This is a genomic window from Streptomyces sp. WZ-12, from assembly GCF_028898845.1.
GTDB lineage: Bacteria > Actinomycetota > Actinomycetes > Streptomycetales > Streptomycetaceae > Streptomyces.
On sequence record NZ_CP118574.1, the window covers coordinates 7,365,041 to 7,384,651 of the forward strand.

General features: G+C 72.8%; 17 protein-coding genes. 10 read left to right on the forward strand and 7 right to left on the reverse strand.

The window, feature by feature from the left end; genetic code table 11:
* Positions 1–11: 11 nt before the first annotated feature.
* The 4 genes from PV796_RS32180 to PV796_RS32195 all read right to left on the reverse strand — a co-directional run bounded on the left by PV796_RS32180 (position 12) and on the right by PV796_RS32195 (position 3,429).
* Entirely contained in the window at positions 12–812 is an 801-nt protein-coding gene (locus PV796_RS32180) for an amino acid ABC transporter ATP-binding protein (RefSeq protein ID WP_274917167.1), read from the reverse strand.
* Positions 809–1,705, reverse strand: a complete 897-nt coding sequence (locus PV796_RS32185; protein ID WP_274917168.1) for an amino acid ABC transporter permease — start codon at positions 1,703–1,705, stop codon at positions 809–811. The genes PV796_RS32180 and PV796_RS32185 overlap by 4 nt, the downstream gene beginning before the upstream one ends.
* 17 nt (positions 1,706–1,722) lie before the next feature.
* The gene (locus tag PV796_RS32190; protein ID WP_274917169.1) at positions 1,723–2,598 is read right to left on the reverse strand and encodes an ABC transporter substrate-binding protein; all 876 of its coding nucleotides are present in this window, start codon (positions 2,596–2,598) and stop codon (positions 1,723–1,725) included.
* A gap of 147 nt (positions 2,599–2,745) precedes the next feature.
* Positions 2,746–3,429, reverse strand: coding sequence for a glycerophosphodiester phosphodiesterase (locus tag PV796_RS32195; RefSeq protein WP_274917170.1), 684 nt, complete (start codon positions 3,427–3,429; stop codon positions 2,746–2,748).
* 448 nt (positions 3,430–3,877) lie between these two features.
* Between PV796_RS32195 and PV796_RS32200 the strand changes: the two genes are divergently transcribed.
* From PV796_RS32200 to PV796_RS32210, 3 genes are all read left to right on the forward strand, one after another.
* Positions 3,878–5,275 carry a DUF6421 family protein gene (locus tag PV796_RS32200; protein WP_274917171.1) on the forward strand — a complete coding sequence of 466 codons (1,398 nt, stop codon included), beginning with the start codon at positions 3,878–3,880 and terminating at the stop codon, positions 5,273–5,275.
* 104 nt (positions 5,276–5,379) lie between these two features.
* A complete protein-coding gene (locus PV796_RS32205) occupies positions 5,380–6,141 on the forward strand; it encodes an SDR family NAD(P)-dependent oxidoreductase (protein WP_274919321.1) in 762 nt (253 codons plus the stop codon).
* Entirely contained in the window at positions 6,120–7,208 is a 1,089-nt protein-coding gene (locus PV796_RS32210; protein ID WP_274917173.1) for a threonine aldolase family protein, read from the forward strand. Before PV796_RS32205 ends, PV796_RS32210 begins: the two co-directional genes overlap by 22 nt.
* Before the next feature lie 707 nt (positions 7,209–7,915).
* Here the strand turns inward: PV796_RS32210 and PV796_RS32215 are convergent.
* Entirely contained in the window at positions 7,916–8,617 is a 702-nt protein-coding gene (locus PV796_RS32215) for a lysophospholipid acyltransferase family protein (protein WP_274917174.1), read from the reverse strand.
* 358 nt (positions 8,618–8,975) lie between these two features.
* On the opposite strand from PV796_RS32215, the gene PV796_RS32220 reads away from it, so the two are divergent.
* From PV796_RS32220 to PV796_RS32235, 4 genes are all read left to right on the forward strand, one after another.
* Positions 8,976–9,317: a TlpA family protein disulfide reductase gene (locus tag PV796_RS32220; protein WP_274917176.1), complete on the forward strand. Its 342-nt coding sequence runs from the start codon at positions 8,976–8,978 to the stop codon at positions 9,315–9,317.
* Between the two features lie 231 nt (positions 9,318–9,548).
* On the forward strand, positions 9,549–10,055 hold the full coding sequence (locus tag PV796_RS32225) for a flavin reductase family protein (protein ID WP_274917177.1): 507 nt from the start codon (positions 9,549–9,551) through the stop codon (positions 10,053–10,055).
* Between the two features lie 212 nt (positions 10,056–10,267).
* Positions 10,268–11,056 (forward strand): electron transfer flavoprotein subunit beta/FixA family protein, encoded by a 789-nt coding sequence (locus tag PV796_RS32230; RefSeq protein WP_274917178.1) that lies wholly within the window; start codon positions 10,268–10,270, stop codon positions 11,054–11,056.
* Between the two features lie 146 nt (positions 11,057–11,202).
* Complete coding sequence (locus tag PV796_RS32235; protein ID WP_274917179.1) at positions 11,203–12,165, forward strand: electron transfer flavoprotein subunit alpha/FixB family protein; 963 nt, start codon at positions 11,203–11,205, stop codon at positions 12,163–12,165.
* A gap of 122 nt (positions 12,166–12,287) precedes the next feature.
* On the opposite strand, the gene PV796_RS32240 is transcribed toward PV796_RS32235, so the two are convergent.
* Entirely contained in the window at positions 12,288–12,806 is a 519-nt protein-coding gene (locus tag PV796_RS32240) for a DinB family protein (RefSeq protein ID WP_274917180.1), read from the reverse strand.
* Between the two features lie 226 nt (positions 12,807–13,032).
* Between PV796_RS32240 and PV796_RS32245 the strand changes: the two genes are divergently transcribed.
* A complete protein-coding gene (locus PV796_RS32245; RefSeq protein WP_274917181.1) occupies positions 13,033–14,313 on the forward strand; it encodes a DUF6986 family protein in 1,281 nt (426 codons plus the stop codon).
* Positions 14,314–14,912: 599 nt separating this feature from the next.
* Here the strand turns inward: PV796_RS32245 and PV796_RS32250 are convergent.
* Complete coding sequence (locus tag PV796_RS32250) at positions 14,913–15,953, reverse strand: LacI family DNA-binding transcriptional regulator (RefSeq protein ID WP_274917182.1); 1,041 nt, start codon at positions 15,951–15,953, stop codon at positions 14,913–14,915.
* 211 nt (positions 15,954–16,164) lie between these two features.
* Between PV796_RS32250 and PV796_RS32255 the strand changes: the two genes are divergently transcribed.
* On the forward strand, positions 16,165–17,121 hold the full coding sequence (locus PV796_RS32255; protein ID WP_274917183.1) for an ROK family protein: 957 nt from the start codon (positions 16,165–16,167) through the stop codon (positions 17,119–17,121).
* A gap of 396 nt (positions 17,122–17,517) precedes the next feature.
* A complete protein-coding gene (locus PV796_RS32260; RefSeq protein ID WP_446750641.1) occupies positions 17,518–19,518 on the forward strand; it encodes a serine/threonine-protein kinase in 2,001 nt (666 codons plus the stop codon).
* Positions 19,519–19,611 lie beyond the last annotated feature (93 nt).

Consider the following 19,611-nt stretch of genomic DNA (forward strand, 5'->3'; position numbering starts at 1 on the left):
CGGCAGGCCGCTCACAGCCGCCCGGCCTCGATGATCCGCTGGAGGAACCGCCGGGTCCGGGCGTGCTCGGGAGCGCCGAACACCCGCTCCGGCGCCCCGCGTTCCAGCACCACCCCGTCCTCCAGGAAGCACACCTGGTCGGCGACCTCCCGGGCGAACCCCATCTCATGGGTGGCGATCACCATCGTCAGGCCCTCCTCCTTGAGGTCCCGCACGACCGTCAACACCTCGCCGACCAGCTCCGGATCGAGCGCCGCGGTGATCTCGTCGAGCAGCAGCAACCGCGGCCGCCCGGCCAGCGCCCGGGCGATCGCCACCCGCTGCTGCTGGCCGCCGCTGAGCCGGTCCGGATACTCCCCGGCCCGCTCGCCGAGCCCCAGCCGCGCCAGCAGCGCCCGGGCCCGCTCCTCGGCCTCGGCGCGCGGCACCCCGTGTACCCGGCGCGGCGCCAGCGTGACGTTGTCCAGCACGCTCATGTGCGGGAAGAGGTTGTACGCCTGGAAGACCACGCCGATCCGGCGGCGCACCGCGTCCGCGTCCACCCGCGGATCGGTGATCTCCTCGCCGTCCAGGAAGATCGCCCCGTCGTCGATCTCCTCCAGCAGATTGGCGCACCGCAGCAGCGTGGACTTGCCGGACCCGGAGGCCCCGATCAGCACGGTCACGTTGTGCGGGGCGACGGTCAGATCCACGTCCCGCAGCACGACGCTCCGCCCGCGCCCGTAGGTCTTGCGCACCGCCTCCAGCCGCAGCACCGGCCCGCCGGCCCCGTCCGCCGTCCCCGCCGTCACCGCCCCGTCCGTCGTGCTCATACCGTCCCTCCCTGGGCGCGCCGGCGGTCCATCCGGGCGGTGACCCAGTCCGTGAAGCGGGTCATCGGGATCGTCAGCGCCACGAAGACCAGCCCGGCCACCACGTACGGCGTGTAGTTGAAGTCCTTGCCGGCGATGATCTGCGCCGCGTACACCGCGTCCACCGCGCCCGCGATCGACACCAGCCCGGTGTCCTTCTGCAGCGACACCAGGTCGTTGAGCAGCGGCGGCACCACCCGCCGCACCGCCTGCGGCAGCACCACGAAGCGCAGCGCCTGCCCGCTGGTCAACCCCAACGACCGGGCCGCGGCCCGCTGCGAGGGGTGCACCGACTCGATGCCGGCCCGGAAGACCTCCGCCACATACGCCGAGTACGTCAGCACCAGTGCCGCGCCACCGAGGACCACCGGGTCGGTGGTGACCCCCTGGAGCCGCAGCGCCGGCACCCCGAACACCACCATCAACAGGCAGATGATCAACGGCATTCCGCGGAAGACGTCGGTGTACGCGGCAGCCAGCGCCCGCAGCGGGAAGAACACCGGCCCGCGCAGCGTCCGCGCCACCGCCAGCAGCAGCCCGAACACCAACACCGCGGCCCCGCACACCACCAGCAGCCGCAGGTTCAACAGCAGCCCCTCCAGCACCTTCGGCAGCGCGATCCGCGCATACGCCGGGCTGAAGAACGTCTCCCGAGTGCGCGGCCAGCCCGGCGAGTTGACCACCGCAACGACCAGCACAGCGCCGGTGACCAGCGTGCTCAGCGCCGCGATGGCGACGGCCCGCCGCGCCCGGACCCGCCGGTACCGCTCCCGCTCGATCCGTCGCCGCGACGGCACGTACCCGTCGTCGACGACGCCGGACCCGGCGCTCCCCGCCGCCCCCGTCTCCGTCATCTCCCCTTCCCCGTAGTTCACTTGAGCACCGGGACGTCGACCGCGTCGGCCAGCCACCGCTTCTCCAGCGCGGCCAGCGTGCCCTTGCGGCGCAGCGCGTCGACCGCCGCCGTGACGCAGCCGGTCAGCGGGCTCTCCTTGTCCAGCACCAGCCCGAACTGCTCCTCGGCCGGGCCCCGTTGCGCGAACTGCCCAACGACCACGGCGTCCTTGAGCTCCGCCGAGGTGATGGAGAAGGCGGTCGGCAGGTCGACCAGGATCGCGTCCACCTGGCCGTTCTTCAGCGCGGACTTGGCCAGGTCGTTCTTCTGGAAGACCGCGGCGGGCCGGCTGGGGCGGATGGTGTCGTTGACGACATCGAGGCTGGTGGTGCCGACCTGCGCGCCCCACCGCACGTCCTTGAGGTCGGCGACGCTCTTGGCGCCGGCCACCTTGGAGCCCTTGAGCGCCACCACGGCCTGCCGCACGTCGTAGTAGCCGGACGAGAACGCCACCGCCTGCCTGCGCGATGCGCTGATCGACACCTGGTTGATGTCGAAGTCGAACGCCTTCGCCCCGGGCGCGAAGGCGCTGTTGAACGGCACCTTCCGCCACCGCACCGCGCCCTTGCCGTACCCCAGTTCCCTCGCCACGGCGTAGGCCACCGCCGACTCGTAGCCCTTGCCGTTGGCCGGGTCGTCGTCGTTGAACCAGGGCGGGTAGGCGGGCTCGTCCGTGCCGACGGTCACCGTCCCCGGCGTCACGGTGGCCAGCTTGCCGGGCGCGCAACTCCGCTTCCCGGCGGCCTGCGTGCCGCCCGGGGCGGCGTCCTGCGGGGCGCAGCCGACCGCCGTGCCGAGCAGCACGACGGTGGCGCAGACGGTCAGACGCACACGGCGTCGGGAGGGATGCATGCCCGGAGAGTGGCAGCGCACCGCCCGATCTGTCGAGATCACCGGCCCGAACGTCCGCATGCTGGAAGCAGATTGCACCGCGGTGAACTGCGTGTTTCCCGAACCCGGCGGCCCGCGCGCCGGGTTCGGACCGCACCCGGCCGACCGCTACGCCGTGAAACGCACCGCCCGCCGGATCTCCGGCCGGTCGGTCACCACGCCGTCCAGCCCCAACCCCCGTGCCAGCCGCAGGTGGTCATGGGTGTTCACCGTCCACCCAAGTACCCGCAACCCCGCGGCGTGCGCCCGCTCGACGAGCTCCAGGGTCAGCCGCCGGATGTCCAACGACACCAGCTCCGCGCCCACCGCCTTCGCGCGTTCGATGACCTCGGCACCGTAGTGCTCGGCGACCAGCCCGGTGCGGGCCCCCGGCAGCGCACCGCGCACCGCCGCCAACGCCTCGTCGTGGAACGAGATCACCTCCACCCGGCCGGTCAGATCGCGCGCGCCCACCACCTCGGCCAGCGCCTGCGCCGCCGCGACGTCCTTGATCTCGGCCTGGAGCGGCAGCCGCACCGCCTCCACGACCTCCTCGAACACCGGGATCCGCTCGCCCCGCCCGGCGTCCAGCTCCCGCAGCTCGGCGAGGGTGCGCTCGGCGATCGGCCCGGCGCCGTCGGTGGTCCGGTCGACGTCCGGGTCGTGCATCACCACCAGCGCGCCGTCCTTGCTCAGGTGCAGGTCCAGCTCGATGGCGTCGACGCCCTCGCGTTCGGCCCGCACGAAGGAGCGCAGGGTGTTCTCCGGCTCCACACCCATCAATCCGCGGTGCCCGATGGTCAGAAAGGACAAGGCTGCCTCGCTTCTGGTCGGCTCGGTTGCTGTCGGCTCCGTGCACAAGTCGGCCACCGGCGCACTGCCGCCCGAAATGGCGCACAGCCTAATCCGCTGACGTGCGGCAGCGCCGTAGGGACAAGTGCCCTCTAGCCCGTACGAGTGCCCCCGCGCCGCACCCGCTACGCCCCGCCGGCCCGCCCGCCGACCGCAGCGGCGCCCGGTCCCCGGCGCCCCTCACCCGTTCGGCCCAGAGCCGACCTTCCCACCTACCCAAGTCGCGCCGCAGAAAACGCGGTGACCATGCCACTGGGGGCCAGGAAGTGAGCTCGAAGCCGTAACACACAGGAAAAACATCCGTGACCATGCGAGTCAGCAGAATAATTTTCAGCATCCCCACTTGAATGGGTGATCCCTGGCTGGTTACCGTGGTCTCAACAGGACGATCTACCGCCGGAGGGCAGTCATGACGGAAATTCTTTCGCCTGTGGGTGTCCGGGGCGACGCTCTCTCCGATGAGCCGGTGGTCGCGCACCTCGCGTGGCCGGTGCTCAAGGACGCCGTCGAGACCCTTCGCCCGTGGCAGTCCAAGGACGGCTCGATCGACCTCGCCGCCGAGGGCGCACCGACCGCCGCCGCCGTCCGCCACGAGGTCGAGCGCGCCATAACGGCCATCCGCGAACTCGCCCCGCTGCTCCCGCACGACGCCGCCTACCACCAGGCGCTCGTCGGCGACCTGCGCCGCTGGGCCGACGAGGGCTTCGGCGTCCCCGACTTCCTCGACTCGCTGCTCGCCTTCCAGCCCGCGCAGGCGCGCGCCGACGGCCTCCAGCACCTCGTCGTCTTCCCCATGTACACCCAGAACGGCAACCCGAACCGCAACTTCGAGGCCGTCGTGCTCCGCATGGTCTGGCCGGACTGGCTCGCCGACCTGGAGCGCACCCGCTACGACAACCCCCTCTTCTGCGGCATCACCTTCGAGGACTTCACCGCCGGGTACGACACCAACTCCGCCGTCCTCTTCCCCGAGACCATCGCGGTCCGCCAGGCCCCCGAGCGCTTCAGCTGGGGCGGCATCTTCTGCGACCGCGAGGCCGCCCGCTTCCGCCGGGTCAGCGCCGCCGCCGTGGAGATCCTCGGCGTCCAACTCCCCGACGACATCCGCACGATGCTCGACGACCAGCAGCGGTGCCAACAGGCGTTCGTCCTCTGGGACATGGTCCACGACCGCACGCACAGCCACGGCGACCTGCCGTTCGACCCGTTCATGATCAAGCAGCGCCAACCGTTCTGGATGTACGGCCTGGAGGAACTCCGCTGCGACCTCACCGCCTTCAAGGAGGCCGTGAAACTGGAGGCCGAGGGCTACCCGCAGGCCCGCGACGTGCAGTACGCGGTGATCTTCGACCGGATGTTCCGCTTCCCGGTCACCGGCGAGCGGGTGCGCAACTACGACGGCCTCGGCGGCCAGCTCCTCTTCGCCTACCTCCACAAGCACGACGTCGTACGCTGGACGGACAACACACTGCACATCGACTGGGAGCGGGCGCCCAAGGTCACCAACCAGCTCTGCGGCGAGATTGAGAAGCTCTACCGCGACGGCATCGACCGGCCCAAGCTGGTCCACTGGTTCGCCGCCTACGACCTCGTCTCCGGCTACCTCGCCCCGCACCCCGGCTCAGCCTGGGCCAAGGGCCCCGACGCCCTCGACCTGGACCGGCCGCCCCGCAAACTCGTGGACGACGTGCTCCCCGACGAGTTCCCGCTGAGCATGTTCTACGAGGCGCTCGCCAAGAAGCTGCGCGCCGTGATCGCCTCCACCAAGGGCATCACCGCTCACAGTGACACGCCGGCGGCGGCGTGACGGGCGCGCGGAACGAGCAGGATCACCAGGTGCAGAGCGTGCGGACCGACCGGGATCCCCGGTCGGCGGCCGTCCAGGGGCAGGACGACGAGGAGGCGACGGAGATGGGTACTTCGACGGGCGGACAGGGGGCGCTGGAGGGCGCGGTCATCGCGGTGGCCGGAGCGGCCGGCCCGGCGGGCCGCGCCACCCTCCTGCGGCTGGCCGAGGCCGGCGCGACGGTGGTCGGCTCGGACTCCAACCCCGAACGACTGGCGGAGGCCGTCGACGCGGCGCGCTACGCCCACGGCGGCGCCACGGTCATCGGCGAGACCGTCGACCTCCTCGACCGCGACCAGACCCGCGAATGGGCCATCCGCACGGAGAAGGAATTCGGCCGCGTCGACGGACTGGTCCACCTCGTCGGCGGCTGGCGCGGCTGCTCGACGTTCACCGACACCGACCTGGCGGACTGGGACACCCTCCACAAGCTGCTGATCCGCACCGTTCAGCACACCTCCCTCGCCTTCTACGACGGCCTCGAACGCAGCGGCAACGGCCGCTACCTGCTGATCAGCGCCGCCGGCGCCAGCAAGCCCACCGCGGGCAACGCCGCCTACGCCGCCTCCAAGGCCGCCGCCGAGGCGTGGACCCTCGCCATGGCGGACGGCCTCCGCAAGTCGGGGGGCGACGCCGGACCCCGCGCCGCCGCTGCGATCCTGGTCGTGAAGGCGCTCGTCAACGATCAGATGCGCGCCGAGCGACCGAACGCCAAGTTCGCGGGCTTCACCGACGTCACGGAGCTGGCCGAGGCCATCGCCGGGGTCTGGGACCGGCCCGCCCAGGAAGTGAATGGACAGCGTCTGTGGCTGACCCCCAAGCCGTGAACCGGGCGAAGACCGACGCCCGCCAGCACCACGACCCGCAGATCCGCGGCTTCGCCAGCGACAACTACGCCGGCGCGCACCCCGAGGTGCTCGCCGCGCTCGCCCTCGCCAACGGCGGCCACCAAGTCGCCTACGGCGAGGACGAGTACACCGAGCACCTCCAGCGCGTCTTCCGGAGCCACTTCGGCCAACGCGCCCAGGCGTTCCCGGTGTTCAACGGCACCGGCGCCAACGTCGTCGCGCTCCAGGCGGTCACCGACCGCTGGGGCGCGGTGATCGCCGCCGACACCGCGCACATCCACGTCGACGAGTGCGGCGCCCCCGAGCGGATCGGCGGCCTCAAGCTGCTCACCGTCCCCACCCCCGACGGCAAGCTCACCCCCGAGCTGATCGACCGCGAGGCGCACGGTTGGGAGGACGAACACCGCGCCATGCCGCAGGTCGTCTCGATCACCCAGAGCACCGAACTCGGCACCGTCTACACCCCGGACGAGGTCCGCGCCATCTGCGACCACGCCCACGAGCGGAAGATGCTCGTCCACCTCGACGGCTCCCGGATAGCCAACGCCGCGGCCACCCTCGACGTCCCGATGCGCGCCTTCACCAACGTCGTGGGCGTCGACATCCTCTCCTTCGGCGGCACCAAGAACGGCGCCGTCTTCGGCGAGGCGGTGGTCGTGCTCAACCCCGACGCCGTCGGCGCCATGAAGCACCTGCGCAAGCTGTCGATGCAACTCGCGTCCAAAATGCGCTTCGTCTCCGTCCAGTTGGAGGCCCTGCTCGCCAAGGACCTCTGGCTCCGCAACGCCCGCCACGCCAACGCGATGGCCCAACGCCTCGCCACCGGCGTCCGCGAGATCCCCGGCGTCGAGATCCTCTACCCCGTCCAGTCCAACGGCGTCTTCGCCCGCCTCCCCCACGACGTCAGCGAACGCCTCCAGAAGCGGTACCGCTTCTACTTCTGGGACGAGAGCGCGGGGATCGTCCGCTGGATGTGCGCCTTCGACACGGAGGAGGCGGACGTCGACGGGTTCCTCTCGGCGCTACGCGAGGAGATGTCCCGGTAACCGTGCCGGCTGACGCCGGTTGCTGCCCACGTTGGTGGCTTCCCCGCCGTGGGCCTGCGGCCGGCTGTTCCCCACGTTGGTGGCTTTCCCGCCGCGCGGGTTGCGGTTCCGCTGCCGGTCCGCTGCGCGGGGCGGGCCGACGTGTCCGCTGCGCGGGGCCGGTCCGCTGCGCGGGGCTGTTGGGGTGCGGTGACGGGCCTGCGGGGCGGGCATGCCAGACTGCTTCGCTTTACGTCTGGCACACCCGCCCCTCCGGCCCGTCCCCTCCCGTTGGGGGTGGGTGAAAACGGTGGGTGCCACGTTCTGCCGGTGGGTCAACTCGGGCCGTTGGGTTGGGTGGTGGCCGTCAGATGACGGGTACGTGTGAGCCTGCGTGGTGACCGTAAGAGGACAGGTGGCCCAAGCAACCGGGCGGTGACTGTCAGCGGACCACAGTGGCCAGCCCCATCTCAGAGAATTCCACCCACCCAACGGGGGGGACGGGTCGGAGGGGGTGGTATGCCAGACGTAAAGCGAAGCAGTCTGGCATGCCGCCCCCGGAGGCCCGTCACCGCAACCCAACAGCCCCGCGCAGCGGATCCGCCCCGCGCCGCAGGCGCGACAGGCAGCAACCCGCGCGGCGGGAAAGCCACCAACGTGGGCAGCAAGCCAAGCGCAGCGGACCGGCAACCCGCGCGGCGGGAAAGCCGACAACGTGGGAGACGTCCCTACGGGATGGGCGCCGTGCCGCCAAGGTGTGCCGGGATCCACCACGTGTCCTCCGGGCCCCGCGTCTTTACCGGGTACGCGCGTTGCGCCGCCTCCAGGAGGTCCTGGACGCGGGCCCGGAGGCGATCGGTGACCTTCTCCGGCTGCTCGGCGGCGTCCGCCGCCACCGGCTCGCCGATGCGGATCGTTATGGGGAAGTGGTTGCGGCCGAGTTGCTGCTTGTGGCCCTTGGTCCACAGGCGCTGGGTGCCCCACAGGGCCATCGGCAGCAGCGGAACGCCGGCCTCCTGGGCCAGCCGTGCCGCACCCGACTTGAAGTTCTTCAGGGTGAAGGACTCGGAGATCGTCGCCTCCGGGAAGACCCCGATGATCTCGCCCGAACGCAGCGCGGAGAGCGCGTGCTTGTAGGCGTGCATCCCCTGTGTGCGGTCCACCGGGATGTGCTTCATGGCGCGCATCAATGGGCCGGAAACCTTGTGCCGGAAGACCGATTCCTTCGCCATGAACCGCACCAGCCGCTTGGCCGGCCGGGCCGCCAGGCCGCAGAAGACGAAGTCCAGGTAGCCGATGTGATTGCTCACCAGCACCGCCCCGCCGCGCCGCGGGATGTGCTCGGTGCCGGCGATGTCGAACTTCAGGTCCAGCGTCTTGAAGAGCGTGCGGGCGGCGCCGATGACGGGCGGGTAGACGAACTCGGCCATGTCCGGGGGCCCCTTCTCTGTGCCTGGGGAGGGTTCTCCCGGCGGAAACCTACGCCGCCGTAACTCTGCGGCTTCCGGGAGATCGTGCCCGATGTCCGTCCCTGCGGCCAGCCGGGACGCGGTTCCAGGCGGGAGATTCTCGTCACGTGGAACGGGGCGGGGGAGGGGGAGCGGGACGGTGTCGGCCGGTGTCGTCGTACGGTCCGTCGGAAAACGGTGGTCGGTGAGGGGAATGTTCGCGGTTCCGCGAACGCTGCACTGTGGGAATGCGGCGAGCCGGAGGGCTGAAGCCGGACGGTCGAGGAGACGTCGGGGACCGCGGAGGCGGCGGGCGCGTCGAGGGGAGGGGAGGACGAAGGTGCGTGATCGGGATGAACGGGGCGAGGGGGCGCGGCTGGCTGGCGCCGAGATCGGCGCGGAGTTGGGGGAGCGGGCCACGCTCGTGCAGTTCTCCAGCGCGTTCTGTCAGCCCTGTCGGGCCACCCGACGGGTGCTCGCCGACGTCGCCGGGATGATCGACGGGGTGGCCCACGTCGAGATCGACGCGGAGGACCGGCTGGAGCTGGTGCGGCGCCTGGAGGTGGTGGCGACGCCGACGGTGCTGGTGCTCGACGGGGACGGCGCGATAGTCCGGCGCGCGGCGGGACAGCCCCGGAAGGCGGACGTCATCGCCGCGCTGGGGGCGGCGGTCCGTGATTGATCTCCCAGATGGCGGGCGGCACTTGACGCTCCCGGTCACGCATCGTCAGCCTGACGTGATGCGGCCAGGATTCCTCCTCCTTCTGTACGGACGCGCGCACGTTGACCTTCTGCGGACCGCCAGCGCGCGTTGTCCCGGCGTGTGAGCAGCGACGACTTCACCGCCGCCGCGCGCCGCACGGATGCCGGTGGCTCCGCCCGGGCTCACCGCCCACAGCAGAAGGACAACTCCATGACGGCCTCGCCCGACCTCGGCACGCCCCGCACCGCTTCCCCCGATCTCCTGCGCTCCGTCTTCCGCCAACACGCCGCGGGCGTCGCGGTGATCACCGCGCACGGCTCCGGACCCGTCGGCTTCACCGCCACCTCCCTCACCTCCGTCGCCGCCGAACCGCCGTTGCTCTCGTTCGGCATCGGCGTCGGCGCCTCCAGTTGGCCGGCCGTCTCCGAGGCCGAGCACATAGGCGTGCACCTCCTGGGCGAGCACCAGCAGGAGTTGGCCGCCACCTTCGCGCGCAGCGGCGCCGACCGCTTCGGGCCCGCCACTTCCTGGCGCACCGGCCCGGAGGGCGTGCCCCTGTTGGACGGCGTGCTGGCCTGGTTGGTGTGCCGGGTCGTGACCCGGATTCCGGCCGGCGACCACCGGATCGTGCTCGCCGAGCCGCTCGTCGGCGACCCCGCGGGGCCGGGCCGTCCGCTCCTCTACCACCAGGGCCGCTTCAACGCGTTGCGCGACTGACGGGTTCCGCGCGGAGTCGTCGCATGCCCCGGTCGGGCCGTTGGGAAGGTCACATTTCGACGGCCTTGATTCGGGGCAGCAGACTGGGTGTACTAGCGAGTAACATGGCGGTCGGCGCGGGGATCCGTAACCGACCGGGAGCCGCCCCGTGAGGCGCCTATGCTGCCAGCACAAGGCAGTTCTGAAGAGACGAAGCAGGTAGGAGAGCCGGCGTGAGCTTGAGGATCGTTGTCTGTGTGAAGTACGTGCCCGACGCCACCGGCGACCGGCACTTCGCCGAGGACCTGACCGTCGATCGGGACGACGTGGACGGTCTGCTCTCGGAGCTCGACGAGTACGCCGTCGAGCAGGCCCTGCAGATCAAGGAAGCCAACGACGACGAGGCGGAGATCACGGTCCTGACCGTCGGTCCCGAGGACGCCACCGACGCGCTGCGCAAGGCGCTGTCGATGGGCGCCGACAAGGCCGTTCACGTCGAGGACGACGACCTGCACGGCACCGACGCGCTCGGCACCTCGCTCGTGCTCGCCAAGGCCATTGAGAAGACCGGTTACGACCTCGTCGTCTGCGGCATGGCCTCCACCGACGGCGGCATGGGCGTGCTGCCGGCGCTGCTCGCCGAGCGCCTCAACGTCCCGCAGGTGACCCAGCTCTCCCAGGTCGCCGTCGCGGGCGGCAAGGTCACCGGCCGCCGGGACGGCGACACCGCCAGCGAGCAGTTGGAGGCCGCGCTGCCGGCCGTCGTCTCCGTCACCGACCAGTCGGGCGAGGCGCGTTACCCCTCCTTCAAGGGCATCATGGCCGCCAAGAAGAAGCCGGTCGAGACGCTGGACCTGGAGGACCTGGACATCGAGGCGGACGAGGTCGGCCTGGACGGCGCCTGGACCACGGTCGAGTCGGCCGACGAGCGTCCGGCCCGCAGCAAGGGCACGATCGTCACGGACGAGGGCGAGGGCGCCAAGCAGCTCGCCGAGTTCCTCGCGGGCCAGAAGTTCATCTGAGCCGCGGGTCCGGGGCCCGGCCCCGGACCGGCGCCGCGGCCGACCGCGGGCCCGGGGGCAACTCCCGGCCTCCCGCCCGCACTTGACGGCCCGTCGGAACCATCCGTCCTCCCTCCGCCCGCACTCTTCTCGCAGGAGCAATTCCCATGGCTGAAGTCCTTGTCTACGTCGACCACGTGGACGGTGCCGTCCGCAAGCCCACCCTCGAACTGCTCACCCTGGCCCGCCGCATCGGCGAGCCCGTCGCCGTGCACCTCGGCGCCGGCGCGGACACCGCCGCGCCGGTGCTCGCCGAGCACGGCGCGGTCAAGGTCCTGACCGCGGACGCCCCGGAGTTCGCCGAGTACCTCGTCGCCCCCAAGGTCGACGCACTGCAGGCCGCCTACGACGCGGTCTCGCCGGCTGCCGTCCTGCTGCCGTCCTCCGCCGAGGGCAAGGAGATCGGCGCCCGCCTCGCCGTCCGGATCGGCTCCGGCATCATCACCGACGCCGTGGACGTCGAGGCCGGCGACGAGGGCCCGGTGGCCACCCAGTCGGTCTTCGCGGCCTCGTACACCACCAAGTCGCGGATCACCAAGGGCACTCCGGTCATCACCGTCAAGCCCAACTCCGCCGCCCCGGAGGCCGCTCCGGCCGCCGGCGCGGTCGAGCAGCTCGCGGTGACCGTCGCCGACGCCTCCAAGGGCACCAAGATCGTCTCGCGCGCCGCGCGCGAGTCGACCGGCCGCCCGGAGCTGACCGAGGCCGCGATCGTGGTCTCCGGTGGCCGCGGCGTCAACGGCGCCGAGAACTTCCCGGTCATCGAGGCGCTCGCCGACTCGCTCGGCGCGGCCGTCGGCGCCTCCCGCGCCGCGGTGGACGCCGGTTGGTACCCGCACACCAACCAGGTCGGGCAGACCGGCAAGTCGGTCTCGCCGCAGCTCTACATCGCCGCGGGCATCTCCGGCGCGATCCAGCACCGCGCCGGCATGCAGACCTCGAAGACCATCGTCGCCATCAACAAGGACGCCGAGGCGCCGATCTTCGACCTGGTCGACTACGGCGTGGTGGGCGACCTGTTCAACGTCGTCCCGGCGCTCACCGACGAGGTCAAGACCCGCAAGGGCTGACCCGGTCGGGCCCGCGCGCCCGTAGGCATCGCACGGCCGAAGGCCCCGTACGCATCGGGCGTACGGGGCCTTCGGCCGTGGCCGGAAAACACCCCCTGTGGCGCTCGCCGCCGGCGTCTCCCTCAGGCGCCGGTCGCGCCGTCGATCGCCTCGCGCAGCAGATCCGCGTGCCCGTTGTGCCGGGCGTACTCCTCGATCAAGTGGACATACACCCAGCGCAAGTTGAGGGTGCGGCCGCTGGGGGCGGTGAAGGTCTCCTCCAGGTCGCGCCCGGCCGCCACCGCGTCGCAGGCCGCGATCTCGGCGCCAAGGGCCGCGTGGTCCGTCGCGGCGCGGGCCGGGTCGAGGGCGTGCAGGTCGGCGTCCGGGTCCTCCTCGGTGACGTACAGGACGTCGACGTCCTCGCCGGCGAACCGCTGCCGGAACCAGCAGCGTTCGACGTAGGCGAGGTGGCGCACCAGGCCGAGCAGGGTGAGCGTGGACGGCGGGGTGGCGGGTCGGGCGAGCTGTTCGGCGGTCAGGCCGGCGCACTTGGTGAGCAGGGTGTCGCGGTGGAAATCCAGCCAGCCCTGCAACATCGCGCGTTCGCCGGCCGCGGCGGGCGCTTCCCGGCGTTCCCTCGTGGGTGCGGTCCATGTCATGGCGGCGATTGTGGCCGCGGCGGGCGGCCGGCGCCACGGATTTGTCGGGCCGGGCACCCCGCTGACCTGCACCGCCAAGTACAGGGCCGTTGCCCCGCCACATCCCGGAAAGTGTTGACCTCACCCAGGGACACGGTTAGCTTCGCTATACGGATTGTTGATTCCGTTAAGCGGAAATGCCCGGGCCGGTGGCGGCGCCGGGCACGAGCATCGGGAGGGTACCGAAATGGGGCAGCAGGAGACCGTGGCGATGAGCCTCGCGGACACCGTACGCGAGGGCATCGGAGCCGCCCTCGCCGAGGTGGACGCCGACCTGGCGCGGCGCTACCCGGGCGACCCCGGCACCCGTCAGCCCGTCCACACGGTCTACGTCCCCGGTGACGCCTTCACCGCCGGCACCATCCGCTCCTGGGGCGACCAGGCGCTGGCCATGCTCGACGAGCACGCCCCCGACGCCGCCGCCCTCGCCGCCGTCCTCGGCCTCCCCGACGACCTCGCCGGCCCGGTCCACGAGCGCGTCCGCGCCAAGCTGGAGCGCGAGCCCATCGAGGACCTGCGGATCGACTTCGAGGACGGCTACGGCGTGCGCCCCGACGCCGAGGAGGACGAGGCCGCGGCCCGCGCCGCCGCCCTGGTCGCCGCCGCCTACCGGGACGGCACCGCCGCCCCGTACATGGGCATCCGGATGAAGTGCATGGAAGCGGCCGTCCGCGACCGCGGCATCCGCACCCTGGACATCTTCCTCACCGGCCTGTTGGAGGCCGGCGGCCTGCCCGACGGCCTGGTCCTCACCCTCCCCAAGGTCACCTACGCCGAGCAAGTCACCGCCATGGTCCGGCTGTTGGAGGCGTTCGAGAAGGCCCGCGACCTGACGCCCGGCCGGATCGGCTTCGAGATCCAGATCGAGACCACCCAGTCCATCCTGGGCCCCGACGGCCGCGCCACCGTCTCCCGCATGATCGAGGCCGCCGAGGGCCGCGCCACCGCCCTCCACTACGGCACCTTCGACTACAGCGCCTCCTGCGGCGTCAGCGCCGCCTACCAGGCCAGCGACCACCCCGCCGCCGACCACGCCAAGGCCGTCATGCAGGTCGCCGCCGCCGGCACCGGCGTCCGCCTCTCCGACGGCTCCACCAACGTGCTGCCGGTCGGCCCCACCGCCCAGGTCCACGACGCCTGGAAGCTGCACCACGGCCTCACCCGCCGCGCCCTGGCCCGCGCCTACTACCAGGGCTGGGACATGCACCCTGGCCACCTCCCGACCCGCTACGCCGCCGTCTACGCCTTCTACCGCGAGGGCCTGGAGAAGGCCGCGGCCCGGCTCGCCGCCTACGTGGCCAAGGCCGGCGGCGACGTCATGGACGAGCCCGCCACCGCCAAGGCCCTCAGCGGATACCTCCTCCGCGGCCTCGACTGCGGCGCGGTCGACCCCGCGGAGGTGGCCCGCCTCACGGGCCTGACGCGTGCGGATCTGGAGGGGTTGGCGGGTCGTTCCGCGCTTGGCTGACATCCCACGTTTTTGGCTCTCCCGCCGTGGCGGCTGATGCCGCAGGTCCCGTACGTTGCCGGCTTCCCCGCCGTGGGGGGTTGCTGTTCTCCGCCTTCGGCGGAGGGGTTGTTGGGGCGGGGTGCCCCGCTGGGTGGTGGGTGCCGGGTTCGGTGCCTCCGGGGTGGGTGTTTCGGACTGCTTCGCTTTACGTCCGAAACACCCACCCCTCCGGCACCGCCCCCTCCCGCACATGGACGGGACCCCGCCCCGGTGGGAGAAGAGGTACAAGCACCGCCCCGTTTCCGACTCTCCCTCCGGCGGAAGCAGGGATATAGACAGCACCCCACTCCGCCCCCTCTTCCCTCACCCCTACCGGGCGGGGGCGCTCAACTCACAGGAGGGGGAGGGCCGGAGGGGGCGGGGTTTTCGGACGTAAAGCGAAGCAGTCCGAAAACCCCGCCCCCGGAGGGCCGCACCCGCCACCCAGCGGGGCGCCGCCGCCCAACACACCCCTCCGCCGAAGGCGGAGAACAGCAACTCCCGCGGCGGGGCAGCCGACGACGTACGGGACCTGCGGCATCCGCCGCCACGGCGGGAGAGTCAACAACGTGGGAAAGTCATCCCGTGGTGGGGCGGAGTTCCCCGGACCCGCGGGCGATCAGGCGCGTGGGGATCTCCAGCCGTCGGGGCGGCTCGTCGGCGCCGTCAAGGCGGCGGAAGAGCAAGCCGGCGGCGGTGCGGCCGAGTTGGGCGGAGTCCTGGGCGACGACGGTGATCGCGGGGTGGACCAGATCGGCCAGTTCGAAGTCGTCGAAGCCGACCAGGGCGACCGGGCGTGGGTGCCCGCGCAGCACGCGGACGGCGGTGACGGTGACGCGGTTGTTGCCGGCGAAGAGGGCGGTGACCGGTTCCGGGGCGGAGAGTACGGACGCGGTCGCGGCCCGGACCCGGTCCGGGGCGGTGGAGCCGAGCGAGACCCAGGAGTCGTCGATCGGCAGCCCGGCCTCGGCCATCGCGGTGCGGTAGCCGCGTAGCCGTTCCTTGGCGGTGTGGATGCGCGGCTGGTCGCCGATGAAGCCGATCCGGCGGTGGCCGTGGGCGATGAGGTGGGCGACCGCGGCCCGGGCGCCGCCGAAGTTGTCGGAGAGGACGACGTCGGCGTCGATCCGGCCGGCCGGGCGGTCGACGAAGACGGTCGCGACGCCGGCGGCTATCTCCGGCTCCAGATAGCGGTGGTCGTCGCCGGCCGGGATGACGACCAGTCCGTCCACCCGGCGGGCGCACAGCGCCAGCGCCAACTCCTGTTCGCGCGCCGGGTCTTCGGCGCTGGAACCGTTGAACAGCAGGGCGCCGTGGCCGCGTGCGACCTCCTCAACGGCGCGGCTGAGCGGCCCGTAGAAGGGGTCGGCGAGGTCTTCGAGGACCAGGCCGATGCTGGCCGTCCGGCCCTTGCGGAGGATGCGGGCGGAGTCGTTGCGGCGGAAGCCGAGTGCGGTGATCGCCTCCTGGACGCGGCGCTCGGTGTCCGGGGTGACGCCCGGTTCGCCGTTGACGACCCGGGATACGGTCTTCAGGCCGACCCCGGCGCGCGCCGCGACGTCCTTCATCGTGGGGCGGGTGCCGTAGCGATGGGAGGTGCCGCGGGCGGTCTCGGTCACGGGTGCGGTCCTGTCTGCCGGTAGAACGGGGCGGGGCGGTATCCGGGCGCGGGGGTGCGCGACCGGGCAGCCGGGAGGGGCGTGCGGAGGCGCCGCCGTATGGCGACGAGCATAGCCCCTAGACAACGTTGTCAAATCTCGGAAGACTGGCGCTCTCACGCCGGGCCGGTACCCCGGCCCTCCCCGGGCCCACCAGGAGAATTCGACACCGATGCAGACGGACCTCAGCGCAGCGTTGGACATCGGCGGCACCAAGATCGCCGGAGCCTTGGTGGACGGGCGCGGCAGAATCGTCGTCCGGGCCGCCCGGCCGACGCCCGCGGACCAGGACGGGGCTACCGTGATGCGCGCGGTAACCGGGGTCGTCCGGGAGCTCGCCGCCGGGCCGCAGTGGGCGCGGGTGGCGACCGTCGGCATCGGCAGCGCCGGCCCGGTGGATGCCGCGGCCGGGACCGTCAGCCCGGTCAACATCCCCGGCTGGCGCGACTTCCCGCTGGTCGCCGGGGTGCGGGCGCTGGTCGGCGGGCTGCCGGTGGTGCTGGTCGGCGACGGCGTCGCGATGACCGCCGCCGAGCACTGGCAGGGCGCCGCGCGGGGGCACGACAACGCGCTGTGCATGGTGGTCTCCACCGGGGTGGGCGGCGGACTCGTCCTCAACGGGCGGCTGCACCCGGGCCCTTCGGGCAACGCGGGGCACATCGGCCACATCAGCGTGGACCTCGACGGGGACCCGTGCCCCTGTGGGGCGCGCGGCTGCGTGGAGCGGATCGCCAGCGGCCCCAACATCGCCCGCCGCGCGCTGGCCAACGGCTGGCAGCCGGGCCCCGACGGGGACGACAGCGCCGCCGCGGTCGCCGCCGCGGCCCGCGCCGGCGACCGCGTGGCGCTCCGCTCCTTCGAACGGGCCGGCCAGGCGCTGGCCGCCGGCATCGCCGCCACCGCCACCCTCGTCGAGATCGACATAGCCGTCATCGGCGGCGGCGTCGCGGGCGCCGGTGACGTCCTGTTCGCCCCGCTGCGCGACGCTCTGCGCGAGTACGCGACGCTCTCCTTCGTCTCCGGACTCACCGTGGTGCCCGCCCAGATGGGGACCGACGCGGGCGTCGTGGGTGCCGCCGCGGCAGCCGCCCAACGAACCAGCCTCGCGGCGTTCGCACCCGCGTCGTAGGGCCCGATGGCGGTTTGCGGCCCTGCGGCCCTGTTGGTTGCTGGTCGTCGATGGTCGCTTGCGGTGGGCGGCGTTCCCGGGGCGGGTGTCCGTCGTGCCGACGTGAGCGGGACTGTCGTCCCGCCCCACCTGCCGGGCGGGCGACGGGAGTTCGACGGCTGACACCGGAAGGCGTCCCCAGGGCGCGAGCCCGTCGCCCCGTACTGGGGAGGCCACTCCGTCATTCCACTCCCCACCACCACAAGGGAGTTCGGCGACCGTGCCTAGGGGGCGCAGGGTCGGCCCGCTGGCCCGTAGTCTGGTCGGGACCGCCCGAGGGCCGTGGCGTAGGCGTCGGCATCCGGGACGTACGGGCCGCGGTGGGGTACGTGGACGCGGAGCGAGGGGATCGGCACGGTGACTTCGGGGGAGCAGCACGAGCAGCGCGGGGTGGGCGGCGCGCAGGGGCCCGGGCCGGCGGGTGAGGCGCCCGGTGGTGGAGTGCCGCGGGCGGCCGCCCGTAGTGGGCCGAAGCGCGGCGTCGACGACGACCTGACGGGACGGGTGCTCGGCGGGCGTTACCGCGTCACCGGCCGGATCGGTCGCGGCGGCATGGGCGTGGTCTGCCGGGCCGAGGACCAGGTCCTGGGGCGCGAGGTCGCGCTCAAGGTGCTGCGGGCCTACACGGACGCCTCCGGCCCGGAACTCGCCGATCTGCGGACCCGGATGCAGCGCGAGGCGCGGGCCGCCGCCCGCATCCGGCACGCCGGCGTGGTGACCGTCCACGACGTCATCGAGGAGGCCGGCCGCCCGGTCATCGTCATGGAGCTGGTGGACGGGCCGTCGTTGGACGACGCGATCGGCGAGCGCGGTCCGGTGGAGCCCCGGGCGGTCGCCCGTGTGGGCGCCGAGGTGATGGACGCGTTGGACGCCGCCCATCAGGTCGGCGTGCTGCACCGCGATGTCAAGCCCGGCAACGTCCTGTTGGAGCGGTGGGGGCGTCCCGGTGGCGGCCGGGCGGTGCTCACCGACTTCGGCATCGCCAGCATCGAGGCCCCCGGCGACGGCGCCACCACCAACCTCACCCGCAGCGGCGAACTGGTCGGCTCGCTCGACTACTTGCCGCCCGAGCGGGCCCAGGGCATGGACCCCACCCCGGCCTCGGACATCTGGTCGCTGGGCATGACGCTGTACGCGGCGGTCGAGGGCGGCGGCGCGCCGTTCCGCCGCACGTCGGTGTTCTCGACGCTCACCGCGATCGTCAGCGAACCGCTGCCCGAACCGCAGCGCGCCGGCCCACTGTCGCCCGTCCTGCACGCCCTGATGGCCAAGAACCCGGCCGACCGCCCGTCCGCCGCGCAGGCCCGCGAGATGCTCCGGGCGGTGGCGGAGGGCCGTGATCCGGGGGTGGCGCTGCCGCCCGTTCCGCAACCGGGCACGCCCTACGCGCCCACCGCCACCGACGCGACGGCCGGGGCCGGGCCGCTGCCCCGTCCCGCGGGCGCCGGTGCGCCGCCGCCCGGCTGGCTCGGCGGACCGGGTGCCCAGGGCGGCCCGGCCGCGCCGCCGCCGGGCCCCTACGCGTCGTCCGGCCATCCCGTTGACGGGGCATCTGCCCCGACGGCCGCCACCGGTCCGCACCCCTACCCGGCGGGCCCGGACGGCGAGACCGCGCGGGTGCCGGTCCGCCGGCGCCGCCGCGGGCTGCTGACGGTGGCCGCCGCCCTGGCCGTACTGGCCGCCGGCGGCGGGATCACCTACGCGCTGATCGGTGGCGGCGGCTCCGGAGGCAGGGACACCGCCGACGGACGACAGCCGGCGGTCCCGGCCGCCCCGCCGTCGACGGGCGGGTCGAGCGTCTCGTCCGGCAAGGGCAACGCCGGCGACGGCGCGGCCGCCAGCGCCTCCCCGCCCGGCTCGGCGAACCCGTCCCCGAGCGGTTCGCCCAGGAGCCCCAACTCCGGTGCCCAGGGCGGCCAGAGCGGCGGGGCGGCCGCCGGCGGCAACCACGGAGGCACGCAGGGCGGCGCCTCGAACGGCGGCGCCTCCGGTGGTACGCACGGCGGTACGACCAACGGCGGATCCGGGGCCGCGGCCGGCGGGTCCAGCGCCGGCACCGGCGCGCCGTCCCAGGCGCCGTCCTGCACCGACGCCGGCGGCGGTAAGACCAACTGCGCCGTGTGGCGCGCCGCGACGTCGTACACCGCCTCCTTCCAACAGGTCGGCCACGTCAACGCGGGCACCAACTACTTCTACTGCCAGGCCAAGTTGGGCCGCCGCGAGACGTACGGGAAGTGGACCAACGTCTGGTGGGCCAAGACCGACGACGACAACGGCAACGCGGGCGTCTACGTCAGCGTGGTGTACCTGACCGGCGGCGCGAACGACCAGCCGGTGCCCGGGCTGCGGGTCTGCTGAGGGGGCGGGGCTGCCCACGGGGCGCGCCCCATCCCCACGATTCTCCCACCCATGGGACTCCGGCATATGCGACGTACCGCCCCGCCGGCGGCC

What these genes read in the sequence shown, in the direction of transcription:
- PV796_RS32205 (WP_274919321.1), top strand. Translation starts at nt 5,380, where the DNA reads ATGGGTACTTCGACGGGCGGACAGGGGGCGCTGGAGGGCGCGGTCATC.
- PV796_RS32245 (WP_274917181.1), top strand. Translation starts at nt 13,033, where the DNA reads ATGGGGCAGCAGGAGACCGTGGCGATGAGCCTCGCGGACACCGTACGC.
- PV796_RS32215 (WP_274917174.1), bottom strand. Translation starts at nt 8,617, where the DNA reads ATGGCCGAGTTCGTCTACCCGCCCGTCATCGGCGCCGCCCGCACGCTC.
- PV796_RS32255 (WP_274917183.1), top strand. Translation starts at nt 16,165, where the DNA reads ATGCAGACGGACCTCAGCGCAGCGTTGGACATCGGCGGCACCAAGATC.
- PV796_RS32185 (WP_274917168.1), bottom strand. Translation starts at nt 1,705, where the DNA reads ATGACGGAGACGGGGGCGGCGGGGAGCGCCGGGTCCGGCGTCGTCGAC.
- PV796_RS32190 (WP_274917169.1), bottom strand. Translation starts at nt 2,598, where the DNA reads ATGCATCCCTCCCGACGCCGTGTGCGTCTGACCGTCTGCGCCACCGTC.
- PV796_RS32225 (WP_274917177.1), top strand. Translation starts at nt 9,549, where the DNA reads ATGACGGCCTCGCCCGACCTCGGCACGCCCCGCACCGCTTCCCCCGAT.
- PV796_RS32200 (WP_274917171.1), top strand. Translation starts at nt 3,878, where the DNA reads ATGACGGAAATTCTTTCGCCTGTGGGTGTCCGGGGCGACGCTCTCTCC.
- PV796_RS32240 (WP_274917180.1), bottom strand. Translation starts at nt 12,806, where the DNA reads ATGACATGGACCGCACCCACGAGGGAACGCCGGGAAGCGCCCGCCGCG.
- PV796_RS32180 (WP_274917167.1), bottom strand. Translation starts at nt 812, where the DNA reads ATGAGCACGACGGACGGGGCGGTGACGGCGGGGACGGCGGACGGGGCC.
- PV796_RS32235 (WP_274917179.1), top strand. Translation starts at nt 11,203, where the DNA reads ATGGCTGAAGTCCTTGTCTACGTCGACCACGTGGACGGTGCCGTCCGC.